A 21,466-nucleotide genomic window follows, 5' to 3' on the forward strand; every position below is an offset into this window, starting at 1 on the left:
CCCGCCCCGCCGCGCTCAGTTGTACGTCTCCAGCTCGTCGTCCAGGATGCCGAACAGCTCGTCCGCGGTCGCCGTCTCCAGCCCCGGCCCGCTCTCCCGCTCCTCCTCCCGGGGGCCTGCGTCGGCCCACTTCGCCGTGAGGGCCCGCAGCCGGACCGCGACCCTCGCCCGCTGCTCCGCGTCCACGGCCGCGGCGTCCAGCAGGGCGTCGAGGCGCATCACTTCGGCCTCGGCGTCCGGCACGGCTCCGTCCGCGTCCCCGGCCAGTTCGCCGAAGAGGTGCCCGGCGATGGCGGCGGGGGTCGGGTAGTCGAAGGTCAGGGTCGCCGGCAGCCGCAGCCCGGTGTCCGCGCCGATGCGGTTGCGCAGCTCCAGGGCGGACAGCGAGTCCACGCCCAGTTCGCCGAAGCCCCGCTCCGGGTCGACGGCGTCGGCGCGTTCGTGCCCGAGCACGTCGGCGACGTGCCCGCACACCGTCTCCAGCAGCAGCTTCCTGCTCTCCGCGGGCGACAGTTCCGCGATCCGCTGCGGGAGGGCGGCGGTCTGCTGCCGCCCTCCGGCGGGGACGGCGACGGCGGGTACGGCCTGCGCGGTCCGCCGGCCCGGTGCGCCGGCGAGGGCCCGCACCATCGGCGGCGCGTCCTCGGTGGGCCGCACCCGCATCGGCAGGAGCACCGCGCGGTCCACGGTCAGGGCCCGGTCGAAGAGGGCCAGCGCCCGGTCGGCCGGCAGCGGCTCGACGCCGTCGCGGGCCAGCCGCCGCAGCTCGGCCTCGCCGAGCGAGCCCGCCATGCCCGAGGCGGTGTCCCACAGGCCCCAGCCGAGGGACAGGGCGGGCAGCCCGGCCGCGCGCCGCCGGGCCGCGAGGGCGTCCAGGAAGGCGTTGGCGGCGGCGTAGTTGGCCTGGCCCGCCGCTCCCAGGGCGGCAGCGGCGGAGGAGAACAGCACGAAGGAGGTGAGCCCGAGGTCCCGGGTGAGCTCGTGCAGGTTCCAGGCCGCGTCGGCCTTGGGCCGCAGGACCGCGTCGAGGCGGTCCGGGGTCAGCGCCGGGAGCAGGCCGTCGTCCAGCACCCCGGCGGCGTGCACCACGGCCGTGAGCGGGTGTGCCTCCGGTATCGCGGCGAGCAGCGCGGCCAGGGCCTCGCGGTCGGCCGCGTCGCACGCGGCGACGGTCACCGTCGCACCGAGCTCGCGGAGGTCGCCGAGGTCCCCCGGGTCGCCGCCGCGGCTGCTCAGCACCAGGTGCCGGACGTTGTGCCGGGTGATCAGGTGCCGGGCGAGCAGCCGCCCGAGGCTGCCGGTGCCGCCCGTGACGAGCACGGTGCCGTCCTGGTCCGGCCCGGTGAGGGCGGGGGCGGCACCGGGCGCCCGGACGGCCGGGGACAGCCCGGGGACGTACGCCTCGCCCGCGCGCAGGACGAGCTCCGGTTCTCCTGCGGCCACCGCCGCGGGGAGGGCGGCCCGGGAGGCCGGGTCGTCGTCGAGGTCGACGAGCGCGAGCCGGCCGGGGTGTTCGACGGCAGCAGACCGCACGAGGCCGCGGATCGCGGCATGGGCGAGGCCGGGTGCGCCCTCGAGGTCGGCCGCTCCCCGGGTGACGACCACCAGCCGCGCGTCGCCGGCGGACTCGTCGGCGAGGCGCTCCTGGAGCGTGGCCAGCATCGTGTGCAGGGTCTCCCGGGCGGCGGCCGGAGCGTCCTCGGCCGTGGGCTCCGGGGCGAACAGCACGGTCTCGGGAAGAGAGTCGGCCGCAGCGGGCAGCGGCACCGGCTTCCACGACGGTTCGTACAGGTCTCCCGGCGCCGGGGCGGCCGCGTTCAGCTGCTCCGCGGTCACCGGCCGGATGCGCAGCGAGGACACCGCTGCGACCGGCGAGCCCGCGCCGTCGTACAAGTGCAGGCCCATCTGCTCGGTGCCGTACGGGGTGAGCCGCAGCCGCACCGCCGAGGCGCCCGCCGCGTGGAGCGACACACCCTCCCAGGCGAACGGCAGGGTCATCACCGTCGGGTCCTGGCCGTCGACCAGATCGATGGCGTGCAGCGCCGAGTCGAGCAGAGCCGGGTGCAGCCCGAAGCCGGCCGTCTGCGCGCCCTCCGGCAGGGCGAGTTCCGCGTAGACCTCCTCGCCGAGCCGCCAGGCGGTGCGCAGGCACCGGAACAGGGGGCCGTAGCCGTAGCCCTGCTCGGCGAGGTGGTCGTAAGTGCCGGTCAGGTCGACGGGCACGGCGCCCGCGGGCGGCCAGGCGCCGAGCGCCTCGGGCTCCGCCGCGGGGGCGGGGGCCAGGACGCCGGTGACGTGCCGGGCCCAGGCCTCCCCGGCGCCCTCGGTGCGCGCGTGGACGGTGAGCGTCCTGCGCCCGGTCGCGCCGGGGGCTCCGGCGACCACCTGGAGCTGTACCGCGCCCTGCGCGGGCAGCGCCAGCGGCCGCTCGACGGTGAGTTCCTCGACCAGGCCGCAGCCCGTCCGGTCCCCGGCCTGGACGGCCAGTTCGACGAAGGCGCTGCCCGGCAGGAGGACCACTCCGGCGACGGCGTGGCCGGCCAGCCAGGGGTGCGTGTCCAGGGACACCCGTCCGGTCAGCGCGACGGCGTCGCCGTCGGCCAGCCGGATCTCCGCGCCCAGCAGGGGGTGGTCCGCGGGCGTCTGCCCCACCCCGCCGGCGCCGGCCGGTGCGGCCGGCTCGTCGTCGAGCCACAGCCGCTGCCGCTGGAAAGCGTACGTGGGCAGGTCGATCCGGCGGGCGCCGGCCGCGGCGAAGACCCGCTCCCGGTCGAGGGGCACCCCGCGGACCTGCAGCGTCGCCAGGGCGGTGGCCAGGGCGACGGGCTCCTCCCGGTCGCGGCGCAGCACGGGGACGAACAGTGACCGCTCGGCGTCGTCCACGCACTGGGCGCCCATGGTGGAGAGCACCGCGTCGGGCCCGACCTCCAGGAAGGTCCGGACGCCCGCCGCTTCCAGGGTGCGGATGCCGTCGGCGAACCGGACGGCCTCGCGGGCGTGGCGCACCCAGTACCCGGGCGAGGTCAGCTCCTCGTCCGTGGCCTGCACGCCGGTCAGGCCGGAGACGACGGGCACGGACGGCGGCGCGAACCGCAGGCTCCGCGCGACCTCCTCGAACTCCCCGAGCATCGGCTCCATGCGCGGCGAGTGGAAGGCGTGGCTGACCCGCAGCCGCTTGGTCCTGCGGTCGCCGAAGACGGCGCCGACGGCGGCCACCGCGTCCTCGTCGCCGGACACGACCACGGCGCGGGGCCCGTTGACGGCGGCGATGCCGGCGCCGTCGCCGAGGTGCGCCCGCACCTCCTCCTCCGTCGCGTCGACGGCCAGCATCGCGCCGCCGGCGGGCAGCGCCTCCATGAGCCGTCCCCTGGCCGCGACCAGGCGGGCGGCGTCCTCCAGGGTGAGCACGCCCGCGACGTGGGCCGCGGTCAGCTCGCCGACGGAGTGCCCGGCGAGGAGGTCCGGCCGGATCCCCCAGGACTCCAGCAGCCTGAACAGGGCGGTCTCGACGGCGAACAGGGCGCTCTGGGTGTACGCCGTCCGGTCGAGCAGGCCGGCTTCGGCGCTGTCCGGCCCGGCGAGGACCACCTCGCGCAGCGGGCGGTCGAGGTGGGCGTCGCAGTGGCGGCACGCCTCGTCGAACGCGGCCCGGAACACGGGGTGCTGCGCGTACAGCTGCCCTCCCATCCCGGGGCGCTGGGCGCCCTGCCCGGTGAACAGGAAGGCGACCTTGCCCGCGACGGGCCTGCCACGGACCACTCCCGGCGCTGTGGTGCCCGCCGCCAGCGCGGCGAGGCCCGTGGCGAGTTCGTCCCGGTCGCGGGCGACCACGGCGGCCCGGTGGCCGAGGGCGGCCCGGCCGGTGGCCAGGGAGAAGGCGAGGCCGGGCAGGGGTGCGTCCTGGACGGCCGCCAGGCGCCCGGCCTGTGCCGCGAGGGCTTCCGGGGTGTTCCCGGACAGCAGGACGGGCAGCAGGGGCGCCCCGGCCGCGGGCGCGGCGGCCTCCGCGGAACCGTCGCCGGGCTCCGCGGCCGGGGCCGGGGCCTCGATGATGGTGTGGGCGTTGGTGCCGCTGATGCCGAACGAGGAGATGCCCGCCCGGCGCGGACGCCCGGCGGCCTCCGGCCACTCCCGCGCCTCCGTCAGCAGTTCGACGCTGCCCGCCGTCCAGTCGACCTGCCGCGAGGGCTCGTCCACGTGGAGCGTGGCGGGCAGGACGCCGTGGCGCATGGCCAGCACCATCTTGATCACACCGGCCACGCCGGCGGCGGCCTGGGTGTGGCCGATGTTCGACTTGACGGAGCCCAGCCACAGGGGCTGTTCGCGGTCCTGTCCGTACGTGGCGAGCAGCGCCTGGGCCTCGATCGGGTCGCCGAGCGTGGTGCCGGTGCCGTGCGCCTCCACCGCGTCGACGTCGGCGGGCGAAAGCCCCGCGCTCTCCAGCGCCTGCCGGATCACCCGCTGCTGGGAGGGGCCGTTCGGGGCCGTCAGGCCGTTGGACGCACCGTCCTGGTTGACGGCGCTGCCCCGTACGACGGCCAGCACCTCGTGCCCGTTGCGCCGCGCGTCCGACAGCCGCTCCAGGAGCAGCATGCCGGCGCCCTCGGAGAGGGCGGTGCCGTCGGCGCCGTCCGCGAAGGACTTGGCCCGGCCGTCCCCGGCGAGGTTCCGCTGCCTGCTGAAGTCCACGAACGTGTCCACGGTGGACATCACGGACACGCCGCCGGCCAGGGCCAGGGTGCACTCCCCCTGCCGCAGGGCCTGGACCGCCAGGTGCAGGGCGACCAGCGACGAGGAGCACGCGGTGTCCACGGTGAGGGTCGGGCCCTCCAGGCCCAGGGTGTAGGCGACCCGGCCGGAGGCGACGCTGCCGAGGCTGCCGTTGCCGAGGTAGTCCCGTACGGACTCGGGGGCGTTGGTGAGCCTGCTGCCGTAGTCGTGGTACATGACGCCGGTGAAGACGCCGGTGCGGCTGCCCCGTACCGTGTGCGGGTCGATGCCCGCGCGCTCCAGGGCCTCCCAGGAGGTCTCCAGCAGCAGCCGCTGCTGCGGGTCGGTCGCGAGGGCCTCGCGCGGCGAGATGCCGAAGAAGTCCGGGTCGAAGCCGGCGGCGTCGTGCAGGAATCCGCCCTCGCGGGTGCTGCACCGGCCGGCCTTGCCCGGCTCGGGGTCGTAGAGGCCGTCGAGGTCCCAGCCGCGGTCGGCGGGGAAGGGCGACATGCCGTCCCCGCCATCGGCCAGCAGGCGCCACAGCTCCTCGGGGGTGGTGACGCCGCCGGGGTAGCGGCAGCTCATGGCCACGATCGCGATCGGCTCGTCCGTCCCGGCGGCCGCCGCGGCGGGTACGGCTGCGGCGGCGTCCGGGGCGTCGGGGCCGATCAGTTCGGCCTTGAGGTGGCCCACCAACGCGGTGGCGTCGGGGTAGTCGAAGACGAGGGTAGCGGGCAGCCTCAGGCCGAGCGCGCCGGAGAGGCGGTTGCGCAGTTCGACCGCGGTCAGCGAGTCGAAGCCGGTCTCGCGGAAGGCGCGGCGCGGGTCGAGGACCATGTCCGCGTCGTGGCCGAGGACGGCGGCGACGTGGGTGCGGACGAGTTCGAGGAGCAGCGCGTCGCGCTCGGCGGGCGCCGCGGCGGCCAGCCGGTCCTGCAGACCGCCGCCTGCGGTGCTCGCCGCCGCGGTGCGCCGGGCGGGGGCGCGGACCAGTCCGCGGAGCACGGGCGGGACCGGGTCCGCGCGCCGGAGGGCGGGCAGGTCGAGGCCGACCGGCAGCAGCAGCGGTTCGCCCGCGGTCAGCGCGGTGTCGAAGAGCCCGAGTCCGTCCTCGGTGGCCAGGGGCCGGACTCCGGAGCGCGCCATGCGCTCGACGTCGGCGTCCGTGAGGTGCGCGGTCATGCCGGTGCGCTGTTCCCAGAAGCCCCAGGCCAGGGAGACGGCGGGCAGGCCCCGGGCGGCGCGGTGGTGGGCCAGGCCGTCGAGGAAGGCGTTGGCGGCGGCGTAGCCGGACTGGCCCGCGCCGTCGACGGTGCCGGCCGCCGAGGAGAACAGCACGAAGGCGGCGAGGTCGAGTCCCTCGGTGAGTTCGTGCAGGTGCCAGGCGGCGTCGGCCTTGGGCCGCAGGACGGCGTCGAGCCGTTCGGGGGTGAGCCCGGTGACGAGGCCGTCGTCCAGGGCGCCCGCCAGGTGGACGACCGCGGTCAGCGGGTGTTCGGCGGGGACCGCGGCGAGCAGGCCGGCGAGCCGGTCCCGGTCGGAGGCGTCGCACCGGGCCACGGTCACGTCCGCGTCCAGGCCGGCGAGGTCGTCGGACAGGACGCCGCTGCGGCCGGCGATCAGCAGGTGGCGCACGCCGTGCGCGGTCACCAGGTGACGGGCGATCAGGCCGCCGAGCACACCGGTGCCCCCGGTGATCAGGACGGTGCCCTCGGGGTCGAGTGCGAGGTCCTCGGCGCCGCTGCCCGCCCTGGCCATCCTGGGCACGTGGGCCCTGCCCTCGCGGAGGGCGAGCTGGGGTTCGCCGGACGTCTCGGCCGCGGCGGCCGCATCGCCGGGCGTGGCCGCGGCGTCCGCGTCGACCAGGACGAGGCGGCCGGGGTTCTCGGCCTGGGCCGCGCGGACCAGGCCCCAGACGGCGGCCGCGGCCAGGTCGGTGACGTCCTCGGCGCCGACGGCCACGGCGCCGCGGGTGAGCACGATCAGCCGGGACGAGGCGGCGCGGTCGTCGGCGAGCCACCGGCGTACGGTCTCCAGCACCCGCCCGGCCTCCTCGCGCGTGGCGGCGAGGGGGTCGCCGGTTCCGCTCACGGGGAGGACGGCGTACGCGGGCACCTCGTCCAGTGCGTCGAGGCCGCCGTCGCCGAGCACGGTGTGGCCGGCGGTGACGGGTCCGGCGGCGGGGAGGGCGGGCCAGTCGAGGCGGTAGAGGTCGTCGGAGCGGCCGGCCGCGGCGAGCGCGCCGGGGTCGGCGGTGCGGGAGACCAGGCCGTCGACCGCGGCCACGGGCGCCCCGGTGGCGTCGGCGAGCCGGAGCGTCGTGACGTCGGTGCCGGTGATCCGTACGCGCAGGGCGGTGGCCCCGGCCGCGTACAGCGAGACGCCGGTCCAGGAGAAGGGCAGCCGGGCCGTCCCTTCCTCCGGTCCGCCGAGTCCTGCGGCGTGCAGGGCGGCGTCGAACAGGGCGGGGTGGAGGCCGAAGCTCTCGGCCTCCACGGGCAGTTCGATCTCGGCGAAGGTCTCCTCGCCGCGCCGCCAGGCCGCGCGGAGCCCCTGGAAGGCGGGGCCGTAGTGGTAGCCCTGTCCGGCCAGCCGGTCGTAGAGGTCGTCGACGGCGACCGGCTGCGCGCCGGCGGGCGGCCAGGCGGCGAGGTCGAACCCGGCGTCCGCGGCGTCGGGTTCGAGCAGGCCGGAGGCGTGACGGGTCCAGCCGGCATCGCCGTCCTCCGGCCGGGAGTGCACGGTCACGGGGCGCTGTCCCGCCCCGTCGGCGTCGCCGACGCGGACCTGGACCTGGACGGCTCCCCGTGCGGGCAGCAGCAGCGGCGCCTCCAGCGTCAGCTCGCTCACCCGGCCGCAGCCGAGCTCGTCGCCCGCCGCGATCGCGAGCTCCACGAACGCCGTGCCGGGCAGCAGGGCCGTCTCCCCGACGGCGTGGTCGGCGAGCCAGGGCGCGGTGGCGGTGGAGAGCCGGCCGGTGAAGAGCATGCCTCCGCCGTCGGCGACGGTGACCGCGGCACCGAGCAGCGGGTGGCCCGTGGCCGCGAGCCCGGCCGCGGCCACGTCGCCGGCGGCGGTCGAGCGGCCGAGCCAGAACCGCTCGCGCTGGAAGGCGTACGTCGGAAGGTCGGCCGGGCGGACGGGCATGCCGTCGAAGGCGGGCCGCCAGTCGACGGGGACGCCGTGCACGAACGCTTCGGCCAGCGACGCCAGCCAGCGGGCCGGGCCGCCCTCGTCGCGGCGCAGCGAGCCGAGGCCGGTGATGTCCGCGCCGGCGGCGTCGGCGGTCTCCTCGATGCTGTGCAGGAGCACGGGGTGCGGGCTGCACTCGGCGAAGACGCCGTAGCCGCCGGCCAGCAGCACCCGGGTCGTGGGCTCGAAAAGTACGGTCCGGCGCAGGTTCGTGTACCAGTACTCGGCGTCGAGCCCGGCGGTGTCGAACAGGGCCCCGGTGACGGTGGAGTAGAACGGCACGTCCGCGGAGCGCGGGCTGACGGGGGCCAGTTCGGTCAGCAGCCGCTCGCGGATCGTCTCGACCTGCGCGGAGTGGGAGGCGTAGTCGACGGGCAGCCGCTTGACGCGGACGTCGTCGGCTTTGAGCAGCTCCTCCAGCGCGTCGAGGGCGCCGGTGTCGCCGGAGAGGACCACGGAGGCGGCCCCGTTGACGGCGGCCACCGAGATCCTGCCGTCGTAGGCGGCGAGCCGCTCCCCGATCCGCTCCTCGGGCAGCGCGACCGACAGCATGCCGCCGCGGGCGGAGAGCTCGTCGGCGATGGCCCGGCTGCGCAGGGCCACGACGCGGGCGCCGTCGGCGAGGGAGAGCGCCCCGGCGACGCACGCGGCGGCGATCTCACCCTGGGAGTGCCCGATGACGGCGGCGGGGCGGATGCCGTACGAGCGCCACAGCCCGGCGAGCGACACCATGACCGCCCAGAGGGCGGGCTGGACGACGTCCACGCGCTCCAGGGGCGCCGCGTCGCGCACGGTGTCCAGCAGGTCCCAGTCGGTGAAGGGGGCGAGGGCCTCGGCGCACTCGGCCATCCCGGCGGCGAACACCGGGGAGGCGTCGAGGAGTTCGGCGGCCATGCCGGGCCACTGCGAGCCCTGTCCGGGGAAGACGAAGGCGATCCGGGACTCGCTCGCCCGCCGGCCCTGGACGACCTGGGAGGCGGTGGTCCCGTCGGCGAGGGCCGCCAGTCCGGCGAGCAGGCTCTCGCGGTCGTCGCCGATCACCACGGCGCGGTGGTCCAGCGCGGCTCGCGAGGTCGCCAGCGTGTGGGCGACGTCGGGGAGCGGGGCCGCGGCCGGGCCTTCCCCGCCTTCCCCGCTGCCGCCGGTGAGGTGGGCGAGCAGCTGCCGGGCCTGGGCGGCCGGTCCCTGCTCGCCCTGGCCGGAGAGGACCAGCGGGACGGGCCCGGTGAGCTCGGCCACCGCGCCGGGCCGTTCGGGCCCGGGGACGCCTTCCAGGATCACGTGGGCGTTGGTGCCGCTGATGCCGAACGAGGAGACGCCCGCCCGGCGGGGGCCGTCGGTGCCGGGCCATGCGCGGGCCTCGGCGAGCAGTTCGACGGCGCCGGAGTCCCAGTCGACCTGGGGCGTGGGCTCGTCGGCGTGCAGCGTCTTCGGCAGCCTGCCGTGGCGCATGGCCATGACCATCTTGATGATGCCGGCGACGCCGGCCGCGGCCTGGGTGTGCCCGATGTTCGACTTGACCGAGCCCAGCCACAGGGGCTGTTCGCGGTCCTGTCCGTACGTGGCGAGCAGGGCCTGCGCCTCGATGGGGTCGCCCAGGGGCGTGCCGGTGCCGTGGGCTTCGACGGCGTGCACCTCGTCGGGGCGCAGCTCGGCGTCGGCCAGGGCCTGGCGGATGACGCGCTGCTGGGACGGGCCGTTGGGCGCGGTCAGCCCGTTGGAGGCGCCGTCCTGGTTGATGGCGCTGCCCCGGACGACGGCGAGGACCGGGTGCCCGTTCCGCCGGGCGTCGGAGAGCCGCTCCAGGAGCAGGATGCCCGCGCCCTCGCCCCAGCCCGTACCGTCGGCACCGGCCGCGAACGACTTGCAGCGGCCGTCCAGGGAGAGCCCGCGCTGGCGGCTGAAGTCCACGAACGTGTCGGGGGTCGACATCACCGTCACCCCGCCCGCCAGCGCCAGGGAGCACTCCCCCGTGCGCAGCGCCCGGACCGCGAGGTGCAGGGCGACCAGCGACGACGAGCAGGCCGTGTCCACGGTGACCGCGGGGCCCTCCAGGCCGAGGGTGTACGAGACCCGGCCGGAGGCGACGCTGCCGAGGTTTCCGTTGCCGAGGTAGCCCTCGACGCCCTCGGGCACGTCCGTCAGCCAGCTGCCGTAGTCGTGGTACATGACGCCGGCGAAGACGCCGGTCCGGCTCCCCCGGACGGTGTGCGGGTCGATGCCCGCCCGCTCGAAGGCCTCCCAGGAGGTCTCCAGGAGCAGCCGCTGCTGCGGGTCCATCGCGATGGCCTCGCGCGGCGAGATCCCGAAGAACGCCGCGTCGAACCCGGCGGCCCCGTAGAGGAATCCGCCCTCGCGCACGTGGGTCTTGCCGGGGGTGTCCGGGTCCGGGTCGTAGAGCCCTTCGACGTCCCAGCCGCGGTCGGCCGGGAAGTCCCCGATGGCGTCGGTGCCCTCGTCGACGAGGCGCCACAGCTGTTCGGGCGAGCCCACGCCGCCGGGGTAGCGGCAGCTCATCGCCACGATCGCCACGGGTTCCGAGGCCGCTGCCGTGATCCGGGCGTTCTGCCGGCGCAGCCGCTCGTTCTCCAGCAGTGACTCGCGCAGCGCCTCGACGATCTGCTCGACGGATGTGTCCACGGTAGGTGTCGCTCCCTGATTACTTGGCGTCGCTGCGGTCGAGTGCGGTCCGCACGAGATCGGCGATGTTCATGCTCTTGATGTCCGACAGGCTCCGGGCGGCCGCGGCCGCGGCGTCGTCGTCCGGGCCCGGGGCGGGGTCCGGGGCGGGGCGGGCAGCGGGGTCCGGTCCGGACAGCTCCAGCAGGGAATCCAGCAGGCCGGCTTCGCGGATCCGGGCCGGTGGGATGCTCGCCAGCAGGTCACGCAGGCGCGCGTCCTCGGCGTCGCCGGCCGGTGCCGCGCTAGCCTCCGGCCGCTCCGGTACGAGCCGGGTGAGCAGGTGGCCCGCCAGCGCCGCCGGGGTGGCGTAGTCGAAGATCATCGTGGAGGGGAGCCGCAGCCCGCTCACCGCGTTGAGCTTGTTGCGCAGTTCCACGGCGGCGAGCGAGTCGAAGCCCAGCTCGGTGAAGGCGCGCTTGGGTTCGACCGACGCCGCGCCGTCGTGGCCGAGCACGGCGGCGACTTCGGTGCGCACCGCCTCCAGGACCGCGTGGTCGTGGTCGGCGGTGGGCAGGGTCTCCAGCCGGCGGGCGAGCGGCGCCCCGCCGGCCTCCGCCGCGCCGCTCTCCCCGCTCTGCCCGCTCGCCTGGCGCCGGGGCGGGGCGGCGGCGAGGCCGCGCAGGACGGCGGGCACGTCGTCGGCCCGCCGGCGCAGTGCCGCGAGGTCCAGCTTGACGGGTACGAGCGTCGCGGCGCCGGACAGGAGGGCGGCGTCGAGGAGCGCGAGCCCGTCGGCGGGATCGAGGGCGCCGATGCCGGCCCGGGCGATGCGCTGCCGGTCCGCCGCACCGAGCTGCCCGCCCATGCCCCCGGGCTGGTCCCACAGGCCCCAGGCCAGGGAGACGGCGGGCAGCCCGGCGGCCCTGCGGTGGGCGGCGAGCGCGTCGAGGAACACGTTGGCGGCCGCGTAGTTGCCCTGGCCGGTGGCGTCGAGCGTGCCGGCCGCCGAGGAGAACAGCACGAAGTTCGCGAGGTCTTGCCCCTGGGTCAGCTCGTGCAGGTGCCACGCGGCGTCGGCCTTGGGTGCGAGCACCGTGTCGATCCGCGCGGGCGTCAGCGAGCCGATCAGGCCGTCGTCCAGGACGCCCGCGGTGTGCACGACACTGCGGACGGGGTGCTCGGCGAGCAGGGCGGCGAGGGCGGCCCGGTCCGCGACGTCGCAGGCGACCACGTGGGCCTGCGCGCCGAGTCCGGTCAGCTCCTCCTGCAGCTGCCGCGCCCCCGGGGCGTCCGGGCCGCGGCGCCCGGCGAGGACCAGGCGGCGGACCCCGTGGCGCTGCACGAGGTGCCGGGCCACCAGCGCGCCGAGGCCTCCGGTGCCGCCGGTGATCAGCGTGGTGCCCCACTCCGGGGCGCCGTCCCGGTCACCGGGAGGGCCGTCCGCAGCGCCGTTCGCAGCGCCGGCCCTGGCCAGCCGCGGCACCAGCACCCCGCCGTCGCGCAGCACGACTTCGGGCTCCCCCGCGTCGAGGGCGGCGGCCAGGGCGGTCAGGGACGGCGGCCCGTCGCCGGTGCCGGCGAGGACGATCCGGCCCGGGTCCTCGGCCTGCGCCGCACGGACCAGGCCGCGTACGGGCGCTCCGGCGAGTCCGGCCCCGCTCAGCACGACGAGCTTCGCCGCGGCGAACCGCTCGTCCGCCGACCACTCCTGGAGGACGCCGAGCACGCCGTGCAGGGCCGACCGTACAGCCGCGGGCACATCGCCGGCGTCCGGCCGTACGGGGAGGAGGACCACGTCGGGCACGGTGGCGCCGAGCGAGGCGAGGTCCGGGGACGTGGGCAGGCCGAGCCCGAGGTCGTCGCTGCCCAGCACCGCGAACCGGCGGTCGCTTCCGCTCCCGGCGGGCGCCTGCGGCAGCGGCAGCGGCACCTGCTCCACGGCGAACAGCGCGTCGTGGCCCGTGGTCAGGCGGCCGGCCGCGACGGGCCGGGTCGCGTAGGACCCGATGGACGCGAGCGGCCGGCCGGACGGGTCCGCCAGCTCGATCCGTACGCTCCCGGCCGCCGCGTCGCCCCCGCCGCCGGTGCGGGAGAGCCGGACGCGGGCCGCCGAGGCGCCGGTGGCGTGCAGGGCGACGTCCTCCCAGGCGAAGGGGAGCCGCACCCGGCCGCCGTCCTCCGCGCTCCCGTCGTCGAAGAGCGAGGTGACGTGCAGGGCCGCGTCGAGGAGCGCGGGGTGCAGGCCGTAGGCGGCGGCCTCGGCCCTGGCCGGGGCGGGGAGCGCGAGTTCGGCGAAGAGTTCCTCGCCGCGGCGCCAGACGGCCCGGACGCCGCGGAAGACGGGCCCGTAGGCGAAGCCGTCGGCCTGCAGGCGGTCGTAGAGCCCGGCGGTGTCGACCGGGGCGGCGCCCGGCGGCGGCCACTCGGCTAGGGACTGCGGCTGCGGTCCGCCCCGGTCGGTGAGGAGCGCGGTCGCGTTCCTGGTCCAGCCTGCGCCGGGCGCGGCGCCCTCGGGCCGCGAGAAGATCTCCGCGGTGCCGTCCTGGGCCACCACCTGGAGCTGTACGCCTCCGCGCCGCGGAATGACCAGGGGCGCTTCGAGCGTGAGCTCTGCCAGGACGGGACGCCCCGTCAGGTCGCCTGCGCGGACGGCGAGGTCGACCAGTGCGGCCCCGGGCAGCAGCACGGTGCCGAGGACGGCGTGTTCGGCGAGCGTGGGGTGGGTGGCGAGGGAGAGCCGCCCGGTCAGCATGACGCCGTCGGAGGCGGCCATCCGGATCTCCGCGCCGACCAGCGGGTGGTCGAGCGGGGTCTGGCCGAGCCCGCCCGCGTCGCCCTTGCGCACGGGGGCGTCGAGCCAGAAGCGCCGGTGCTGGAAGGCGTACGTGGGGAGGTCGACCGGCCGCCCGGTGCGGCCGCCGTGGAGCACGGACCAGTCGACGCCGGCGCCGCGCGTGTGGACCCGGGCCAGGGCGCCGAGCAGTTCGCGCACCTCGGGCCGGCCCTTGCGGGAGACCGCCACGAACTCGGCGTCGTCGGTGCAGTCCCGGCCCATCGCGGCGAGCACCGCGTCGGGGCCCAGCTCCAGGAAGGTGGTGACGCCTTGCGCCTCCAGGGCGGCGACGGCGTCCGCGAAGCGCACGGTCTCCCGCACGTGCCGGACCCAGTACTCCGGGGAGCACAGCTCCGCTCCGGTGGCCGGGCGGCCGGTCAGCGTCGAGACGAGCGGGATGACCGGCTCGGCGGCGGGGAGCCCGGCCATGACCTCGCCGAACTCCGCCAGCATGGCGTCCATGTGCGGCGAGTGGAAGGCGTGGGAGACCCGCAGCCGCTTGGACCTGTCGAAGCCCTCCGCGAGAGCGAGGACCGCGCCGGCGTCACCGGAGACCACGACCGAACGCGGCCCGTTGACGGCGGCGATGCTCATCCGCTCGTCCAGCAAGGGCGCCACCTCGTCCTCCGCCGCCCGCACCGCGACCATCGCGCCGCCCTCGGGCAGCGCCTGCATCAGCCGGCCGCGCGCCGAGACGGCCGCCACCGCGTCCTCCAGCGACCAGACCCCCGCGACGTGCGCGGCCGCGAACTCGCCGACGGAGTGGCCCGCCAGCCAGTCCGGGCGCAGCCCGAAGGACTCCAGCAGGCGGAACAGCGCCACCTCGGTGGCGAACAGGGCGGCCTGGGTGCAGGCCGTCCGCTCCAGCAGCGCGGCGCGGTCGTCGCGGGCGGCGGGCCCGGCGTGCTCGCCGAACAGGACCTCGGCCAGCGGCCGTTCCAGCGACTTGTCCAGCAGGGCGGCGGCCCGGTCGAAGTGCTCGGCGAAGACGGGGAAGGCCTCGTACAGCTCGCGGCCCATGCCGGGCCGCTGCGAGCCCTGGCCGGAGAACAGGAACGCCAGCCCGCCCTCGGTGACCGAGCCGGTGACCAGGCCCGGCGCGGACGTCCCCTGCGCGAGCGCGGCGAGTCCGGCCTCGGCCTCGGCGCGGTCGGCCGCCAGGATCACCGCGCGGTCCCGGTGCGCGGTACGGGCCGTCACCAGCGCCAGGCCCAGGTCGGCCACTTCGGTCGCTTCGGTCGCCTCGGTGCCCGTCAGGGGCAGCAGCCGCGCGGCCTGCTCGCGCAGGGCGGCGGTGCCGCGGGCCGAGACGGGCAGCGCCACGAGCGCCGGAGCGGGGATCTCCTCGTCGGAGCCCGCCGCTTCGGGCGCGGCCTCCTCCAGGATCACGTGGGCGTTGGTGCCGCTGATGCCGAACGAGGACACCCCGGCCCGGCGCGGGCGGCCGTCCCGCTCCCACGGCCGTGCCTCGGTGAGCAGGTCCACCGCGCCGGCCGACCAGTCCACCTGGTCCGAGGGTGCGTCCACGTGCAGCGTCCGGGGCAGCACCCCGTGACGCATCGCCATCACCATCTTGATCACACCGGCGACGCCGGCCGCCGCCTGGGTGTGACCGATGTTCGACTTGACCGAGCCGAGCCACAGCGGCCGGTCCGCCGGCCGGTCCTGCCCGTACGTGGCGAGCAGGGCCTGGGCCTCGATCGGGTCGCCGAGGGTGGTGCCGGTGCCGTGCGCCTCGACCGCGTCGACGTCGGCGGCGGTCAGCCCCGCGCCGGACAGGGCGGCGCGGATCACCCGCTGCTGGGACGGCCCGTTGGGGGCGGTCAGGCCGTTGGAGGCGCCGTCGGAGTTGATCGCGCTGCCCTTGAGGACGGCCAGGACGCGGTGGCCGTTGCGCCGGGCGTCGGAGAGCCGCTCCACCACCAGGACGCCGGCGCCCTCGCCCCAGCCGGTGCCGTCGGCCGCGGCCGCGAAGGACTTGCAGCGGCCGTCGGCGGCCAGGCCGCGCTGCCTGCTGAAGTCCACGAACGTGTCGGGGGTCGACATGACGGTCACCCCGCCGGCCAGGGCCAGGGAGCACTCGCCCTGCCGCAGGGCCTGCGCCGCGAGGTGCAAGGTGACCAGTGAGGACGAGCAGGCCGTGTCGACCGTGACCGCCGGTCCCTCCAGGCCGAGCGCGTAGGCGACCCGGCCGGAGACGACGCTGCCGAGGTTGCCGTTGCCGAAGTACGCGGCGACGTCCTCGGGCACGTCGGTCAGCCAACTGCCGTAGTCGTGGTACATCACGCCGGCGAACACGCCGGTGCGGGAGCCGCGGACGGCCGCCGGGTCGATGCCGGCCCGTTCCAGCGCCTCCCAGGACACCTCCAGCAGCAGGCGCTGCTGGGGGTCCATGGCGACGGCCTCGCGCGGGCTGATGCCGAAGAATTCGGCGTCGAAGTCGGCGGCGTCGTAGAGGAAGCCGCCCTCGCGGGCGTACGTCTTCCCGGGCGTGCCCGGCTCGGGGTCGTAGAGCTCCTCGGCGTCCCAGCCGCGGTCCTCGGGGAAGGCCGCGATGCCGTCGACGCCGTCGGCGACCAGCTGCCACAGCTCCTCGGGCGAGCGCACGCCGCCGGGGTAGCGGCAGCTCATGCCGACGATGGCGATGGGCTCGTCCGCGGCGGCGGGCGGCTGCGCGGGCTGCGGCGGGGCGTCCGGTGCGGTGCCGAAGAGCGTCTCGCGGATGTGGTCGGCCAGGATCGCCGGGGTGGGGTAGTCGAAGACGAGGGTGGCGGGCAGGCGCAGACCGGTCGCCGTGTTCAGCCGGTTGCGGAGTTCGACGGCCGACAGCGAGTCGAAGCCGGTCTCGGTGAAGGCCCTGGCCGGGTCGACGGCGGCGGCGCCGTCGTGCCGCAGGACGGCCGCGACCTCGGTGCGGACGAGCTCCAGCAGCGTGCGGTCCCGCTCGGCGGCCGGCAGCGCGGCCAGTGCGCCGCCGGGGGCGGGCGGGGCGGGTGCCTGAGCCGCGGCGGCCCGCCGGGGCAGGGGGCGTACCAGACCGCTGAGCAGCGGGGGTATGCCGCCCGGCCGGGCTCGTACGGCGGCGGCGTCGACCTCGGCGGGGACGAGCCGGGGTTCGCCGGAGCGGACGGCGGCGTCGAACAGGCGCAGGGACCGCTCGGCGCTCAGCCCGGGCAGTCCGTACTGCGCGATGCGGGCCAGTGCCGTCGCGTCGAGGTGGGCGCCCATCCCGGCGTCTGCCGCCCACAGGCCCCACGACAGTGCGGTGACGGGCAGCCCGAGGGAGGCGCGGTGGTCGGCGAGGGCGTCGAGGAAGGCGTTGGCCGCCGCGTAGTTGCCCTGTCCGGCGCCGTCGAGCACGGCGGCCAGGGAGGAGAAGAGGACGAACGCCTTCAGGTCCCGGCCGCGGGTGAGCTCGTGCAGGTGCCAGGCCCCCTCCGCCTTGGCCCGGAACACCTCGGCGAGCAGCTCGTCGGTGAGCGAGCCGATCACGCCGTCGTGCACGGTGCCCGCGGCGTGGACGACCGAGTCGACGGGGTGGGCGGCGAGGAGCCGCTCGACGGCGGCGCGGTCGCCCATGTCGCAGGCCACGGTGGTCACGTCGGCGCCCAGCGCGGTGAGTTCGGCCTCCAGCGCGGGCGCGGAGCCCCTCCTGCCGGCCAGCACCAGGCTGCGGACGCCGTGGGTGCGCACCAGATGCCCGGCCAGGATGCCGCCGAGGCCGCCCGTACCGCCGGTGATCAGCACGGTGCCCCAGTCCGGTGCGGCGCCGCGTGCCGGCTGCACGGCGGTCAGCCGGGGGACGCGCAGTTCCCCGCCGGAGAGGGTGAGTTCGGGCTCTCCGGTGGCGAGGGCGGCGCTCAGGTCGGCGTCGGAGGGTGCGGAGTGCGGGCCGTCGTGCTCCAGCAGGACGAAGCGGCCCGGGTTCTCCGCCTGGGCCGAGCGCACCAGGCCGCGGACGGGCGCGTGGGCCGGTCCCGCGGAGGTGACGACGACCAGGCGCGCGGCGGCGAGGCGGTCGTCGGACAGCCAGGACTGCAGGGCGCGCAGGGCGGCTCCGGCGGCGGCCCGCCCTGCGGTCGCGAAGTCGCCGTCGTGCTCCCCGGCCCGGTACACGACCACGTCCGGCACCGGCCCGGACCGTACGCCGTCCGGCATGTCGCCGAACGCGGCCGTGCTCAGCGGCGGGGCCTGCGCGGGCCGGGCCGTACGCACCGGCCGTATCGCGTAGAGCGGTTCGGCGTCCGGCACCGGGCGTGAGGTCAGGCCGCCGATGGTGGCGACGGGGGCCCCGGTGGCGTCGGCGAGCCGGAGGGAGAGCCTGTCCTTGCCGTCGCGGGAGATCCGGACCCGCACCGCCGAAGCGCCGACCGCGTGCAGGCGGACCTCGCTCCAGGCGAACGGGACGAGCACCTCCGGGCGGGCCTGCTCCCCGAGGTCCGCGGCGTGCAGGGCCGCGTCGAGCAGGGCGGGGTGCAGTCCGAAGCCCGCCGCGTCGGCCGCCGTCGCCGGGTCCAGGGCGACCTCGGCGCAGATGTCGTCGCCGTGCCGCCAGGCCGCGCGCAGGCCCTGGAAGGCCGGGCCGTATCCGTAGCCCTGGGCGGCCAGGTCCGCGTAGACGCCGTCGAGGCCGACGGGTTCGGCGTCCTCCGGCGGCCAGGCGTCGAGGGGGGCCTCGGGCGGCGCGGCGGCGACGACGAGGACGCCGGTGGCGTGCCGGGTCCACGCGCCGGGTTCGGCGCCGTCGGGCCGGGAGTGGACGGTCAGCGGATAGCGCCCCGATGCGTCGGGCTCGCCGACGGCGACCTGTACCGCCACTCCCCCGTCGGCGGGCAGCTCCAGCGGGGCTCCGAGGGTCAGCTCTTCGAGGGTGCCCGCGCCGGCGTGGTCGCCCGCGCGCAGGGCCAGTTCCACGAACGCCGTGCCGGGGAAGAGCACGCGGCCGGAGATGACGTGGTCGGCCAGCCAGGGGTGGGTACGGAGCGAGAGGCGGCCGGTCAGCACCACTTCGCCGGCGCCGACGGCGACGACGGCGCCCAGCAGCGGGTGGCCGGCGGGAAGCTGTCCGAGGCCGGTGGCGTCCGCACCGGCCGAACCCGGCTCCAGCCAGAACCGCTTGCGCTGGAAGCGGTAGGTGGGCAGGTCGATCCGCCGGCCGCCGCGGCCGGCGTGGAAGCGCGCCCAGTCGACGTGCACGCCGCGCCCGTGGGCCAGGGCGAGCGCCGACACGGCCTCGTGCTCCTCGGGGCGGTCGCGGCGCATCAGCGGGGCGAAGGCGAGGCCGGTGCCCTCGGCGCACTCCTCGGCCATCGCGCTGAGCACGCCGTCGGGCCCGAGCTCCAGGAAGGTACGGACTCCGGCTTCCTCCAGGCCGCGCACGGCGTCGTGGAAGCGCACCTGGGCGCGGACGTGTTCGACCCAGTAGTCGGGGCTGCACAGTTCGCCGGTGGTGAGGGCGCCGGTGACGGTCGAGACGACGGGGATCCGCGGCTCGGCGTAGGTCAGCACCTGGGCGATGCGGCGGAACTCCGCCAGCACCGGCTCCATCAGTGGTGAGTGGAAGGCGTGGCTGACCTGCAGGCGCTTGGTGCGGTGGCCCCGCTCGGCGAGGGCTTCGGCGATGCGGGCGATCTCGTCCCCGTCGCCGGATATCACCACGGACGCGGGGCCGTTGACGGCGGCGATGCCCGTACGCGGGGTGAGCAGGGGGCTCACGTCGGCTTCGGCGGCCTGCACCGCGACCATGGCGCCGCCGGCGGGGAGTTCCTGCATGAGGCGGCCGCGTGCGGCCACGAGGATCGCCGCGTCCTCCAGCGTCAGCACCCCGGCCACGTGGGCGGCGGCGAGCTCGCCGACCGAGTGCCCGGCGAGGTAGCCGGGCCGCACGCCCCAGCTCTCCAGGAGCCGGAACAGCGCGACCTCGACGGCGAAGAGTGCGGGCTGGGCGTATTCCGTGTCGTGCAGCCGTGCGGCCTCCGGCGTGTCCGCGTCCGCGAACAGCACGTCGCTCAGGGGTGGTTGGAGCTGCATGTCGAGGTGGGCGCAGACCTCGTCGAGCGCCTCGGCGAAGGCCGGGAAGGCCCCGGCCAGGCCGCGTCCCATCGCGAGGCGCTGGCTGCCCTGGCCGGTGAAGAGGAACGCGAGCCCGCCGGGCCCGGCCACGGCGGTGGGGGCGGTGCCGGAGGCGAGGGCGGCCAAGGCGGCCTGCAGTTCGGCGCGGTCGCCGGTGACGATCGCGGCGCGGTGCGGGAGGGCGGCGCGCGTGGTGGCCAGGGAGAGGGCGAGGTCGGCCAGGGGCGCCTCGGCGGCGAGGGGCAGCAGCGCGGACGCCTGGGCGCGCAGGGCCTGTTCTCCGCGGGCCGACAGCAGGAAGGGCAGCACGCCGGGGGCGCCCGCGTCCGCGGGCGCGCGGCCGGCCGGCTCCGCCTCCGCCGCGTCCTTCTCGGGGTGCTCGACGATGAGGTGCGCGTTGGTGCCGCTGACGCCGAACGACGAGATGCCGGCGCGGCGCGGGCGGCCCGTCTCGGGCCAGGGCCGGCCCTCGGTGAGCAGCTCCACGGCCCCCGACGACCAGTCGATGTGCGGGCTGGGTGCGTCGACGTGCAGGGTGCGCGGCAGATGGCCGTGGCGCATGGCGAGGACCATCTTGATCACCCCGGCGACGCCGGCGGCGCCCTGGGTGTGGCCCAGGTTCGATTTCACCGAGCCGAGCAGCAGCGGTTCGCCGCCGCCGCGCTCCTGCCCGTAGGTCGCGAGGAGTGCGTGGGCCTCGATGGGGTCGCCGAGCGTGGTGCCCGTGCCGTGCGCGTCGACGGCGTCGACGTCGGCCGCGGTCAGCCCGGAGTTGGCCAGGGCCTGGCGGATGAGGCGCTGCTGGGCGGCGCCGCTGGGCGCGGTGAGGCCGTTGCTGGCGCCGTCCTGGTTGACGGCCGAGCCGCGGACGACGGCGAGCACGCGGTGGCCGTTGCGCCGGGCGTCGGAGAGCCGTTCGAGGACGAGGACGCCGGCGCCCTCGGCGAATCCGGTGCCGTCGGCCGCGGCCGCGAAGGCCTTGCACCGGCCGTCGCGCGCCAGGCCGCGCTGGCGGCTGAACGCGGTGAAGACGCCGGGTCCGCCCATCACGGCGACGCCGCCGGCGAGCGCCAGCGAGGACTCGCCCTGCCGCAGGGACTGGCAGGCCAGGTGGATGGCCACGAGGGAGGCCGAGCAGGCGGTGTCGACGGTGACGGCCGGCCCCTGCGTGCCGAGGACGTAGGCGACGCGGCCGGAGATGACGCTCGGGGCGTTGCCGGTCAGCAGATAGGCGTCGAGGCCGTCGGGCGCGTCGTGCAGGCGCGGGCCGTACTCCTGCACCTCGGCGCCGAAGAACATGCCGGCCGCGCTGCCGCGCAGGCCCGTCGGGTCGATGCCGGCGCGCTCCAGCGCCTCCCACGCGGTCTCCAGCACCAGCCGCTGCTGGGGGTCCATCGCCGGGGCCTCGCGCGGGCTGATCCCGAAGAAGTCCGCGTCGAACCCGGTGGCGGTGTCCAGGAACCCGCCGGCGCGCACATAGCTGCGGCCCGGCGCCTCGGGGTCGTCGTCGAAGAGGTTCTCCAGGTCCCAGCCGCGGTCCTCGGGGAAGCCGGACAGCACCTCGCCGCCGTCGGCCAGCAGCCGCCACAGCTCCTCCGGCGAGTCGATTCCGCCCGGGAAGCGGCAGCCGATCCCCACGACGGCGACGGGCTCGTCGGCGGGCCCGGCCGCAGCGACCGCAGGGACCGGCGCGGGCCGGGCCGCGGCGTCGCCCAGGGCCCCGGCCAGCAGCCGTTCGGCGAGGGCGACGGGGGTCGGGTGCTCGTAGGCGAGCGTGACCGGCAGGTCGAGGCCGGTCTCCGCACTCAGCCTGCGGTGCAGGTCGACCGCCGCCAGCGAGTCGAAGCCCAGCTCGGCGAAGGGGAGCGTGAGGTCCAGGGTTGCCGGAGCGTCGGGCCGGGCCGCCCGCAGGGCCGCCGACGCGTGGGCGTGCACGAGATCGAGGACCACCCTGCGGTGTTCCGACGGCGCGGTGGTGGCCAGCAGCCGGGCCAGTGCTGAATCGGAACTGGACTCGTTCATCCGCGCATCTCCACT

General features: G+C 76.8%; 2 protein-coding genes. Both read right to left on the reverse strand.

Going from position 1 to position 21,466, the window contains the following annotated elements; translation table 11 throughout:
• Positions 1 to 15 precede the first annotated feature (15 nt).
• Positions 16 to 10,602 carry an SDR family NAD(P)-dependent oxidoreductase gene (locus FGW37_RS02575; protein WP_425506629.1) on the reverse strand — a complete coding sequence of 3,529 codons (10,587 nt, stop codon included), beginning with the start codon at positions 10,600 to 10,602 and terminating at the stop codon, positions 16 to 18.
• Complete coding sequence (locus FGW37_RS02580) at positions 10,562 to 21,451, reverse strand: type I polyketide synthase (protein WP_179079553.1); 10,890 nt, start codon at positions 21,449 to 21,451, stop codon at positions 10,562 to 10,564. The genes FGW37_RS02575 and FGW37_RS02580 overlap by 41 nt, the downstream gene beginning before the upstream one ends.
• Positions 21,452 to 21,466 lie beyond the last annotated feature (15 nt).

Source organism: Streptomyces rectiverticillatus (assembly GCF_013394065.1).
Lineage (GTDB): Bacteria > Actinomycetota > Actinomycetes > Streptomycetales > Streptomycetaceae > Streptomyces > Streptomyces rectiverticillatus.

Coding starts and splice junctions, on each gene's coding strand:
- FGW37_RS02580 (WP_179079553.1), bottom strand. CDS start 21,451: ATGAACGAGTCCAGTTCCGATTCAGCACTGGCCCGGCTGCTGGCCACC.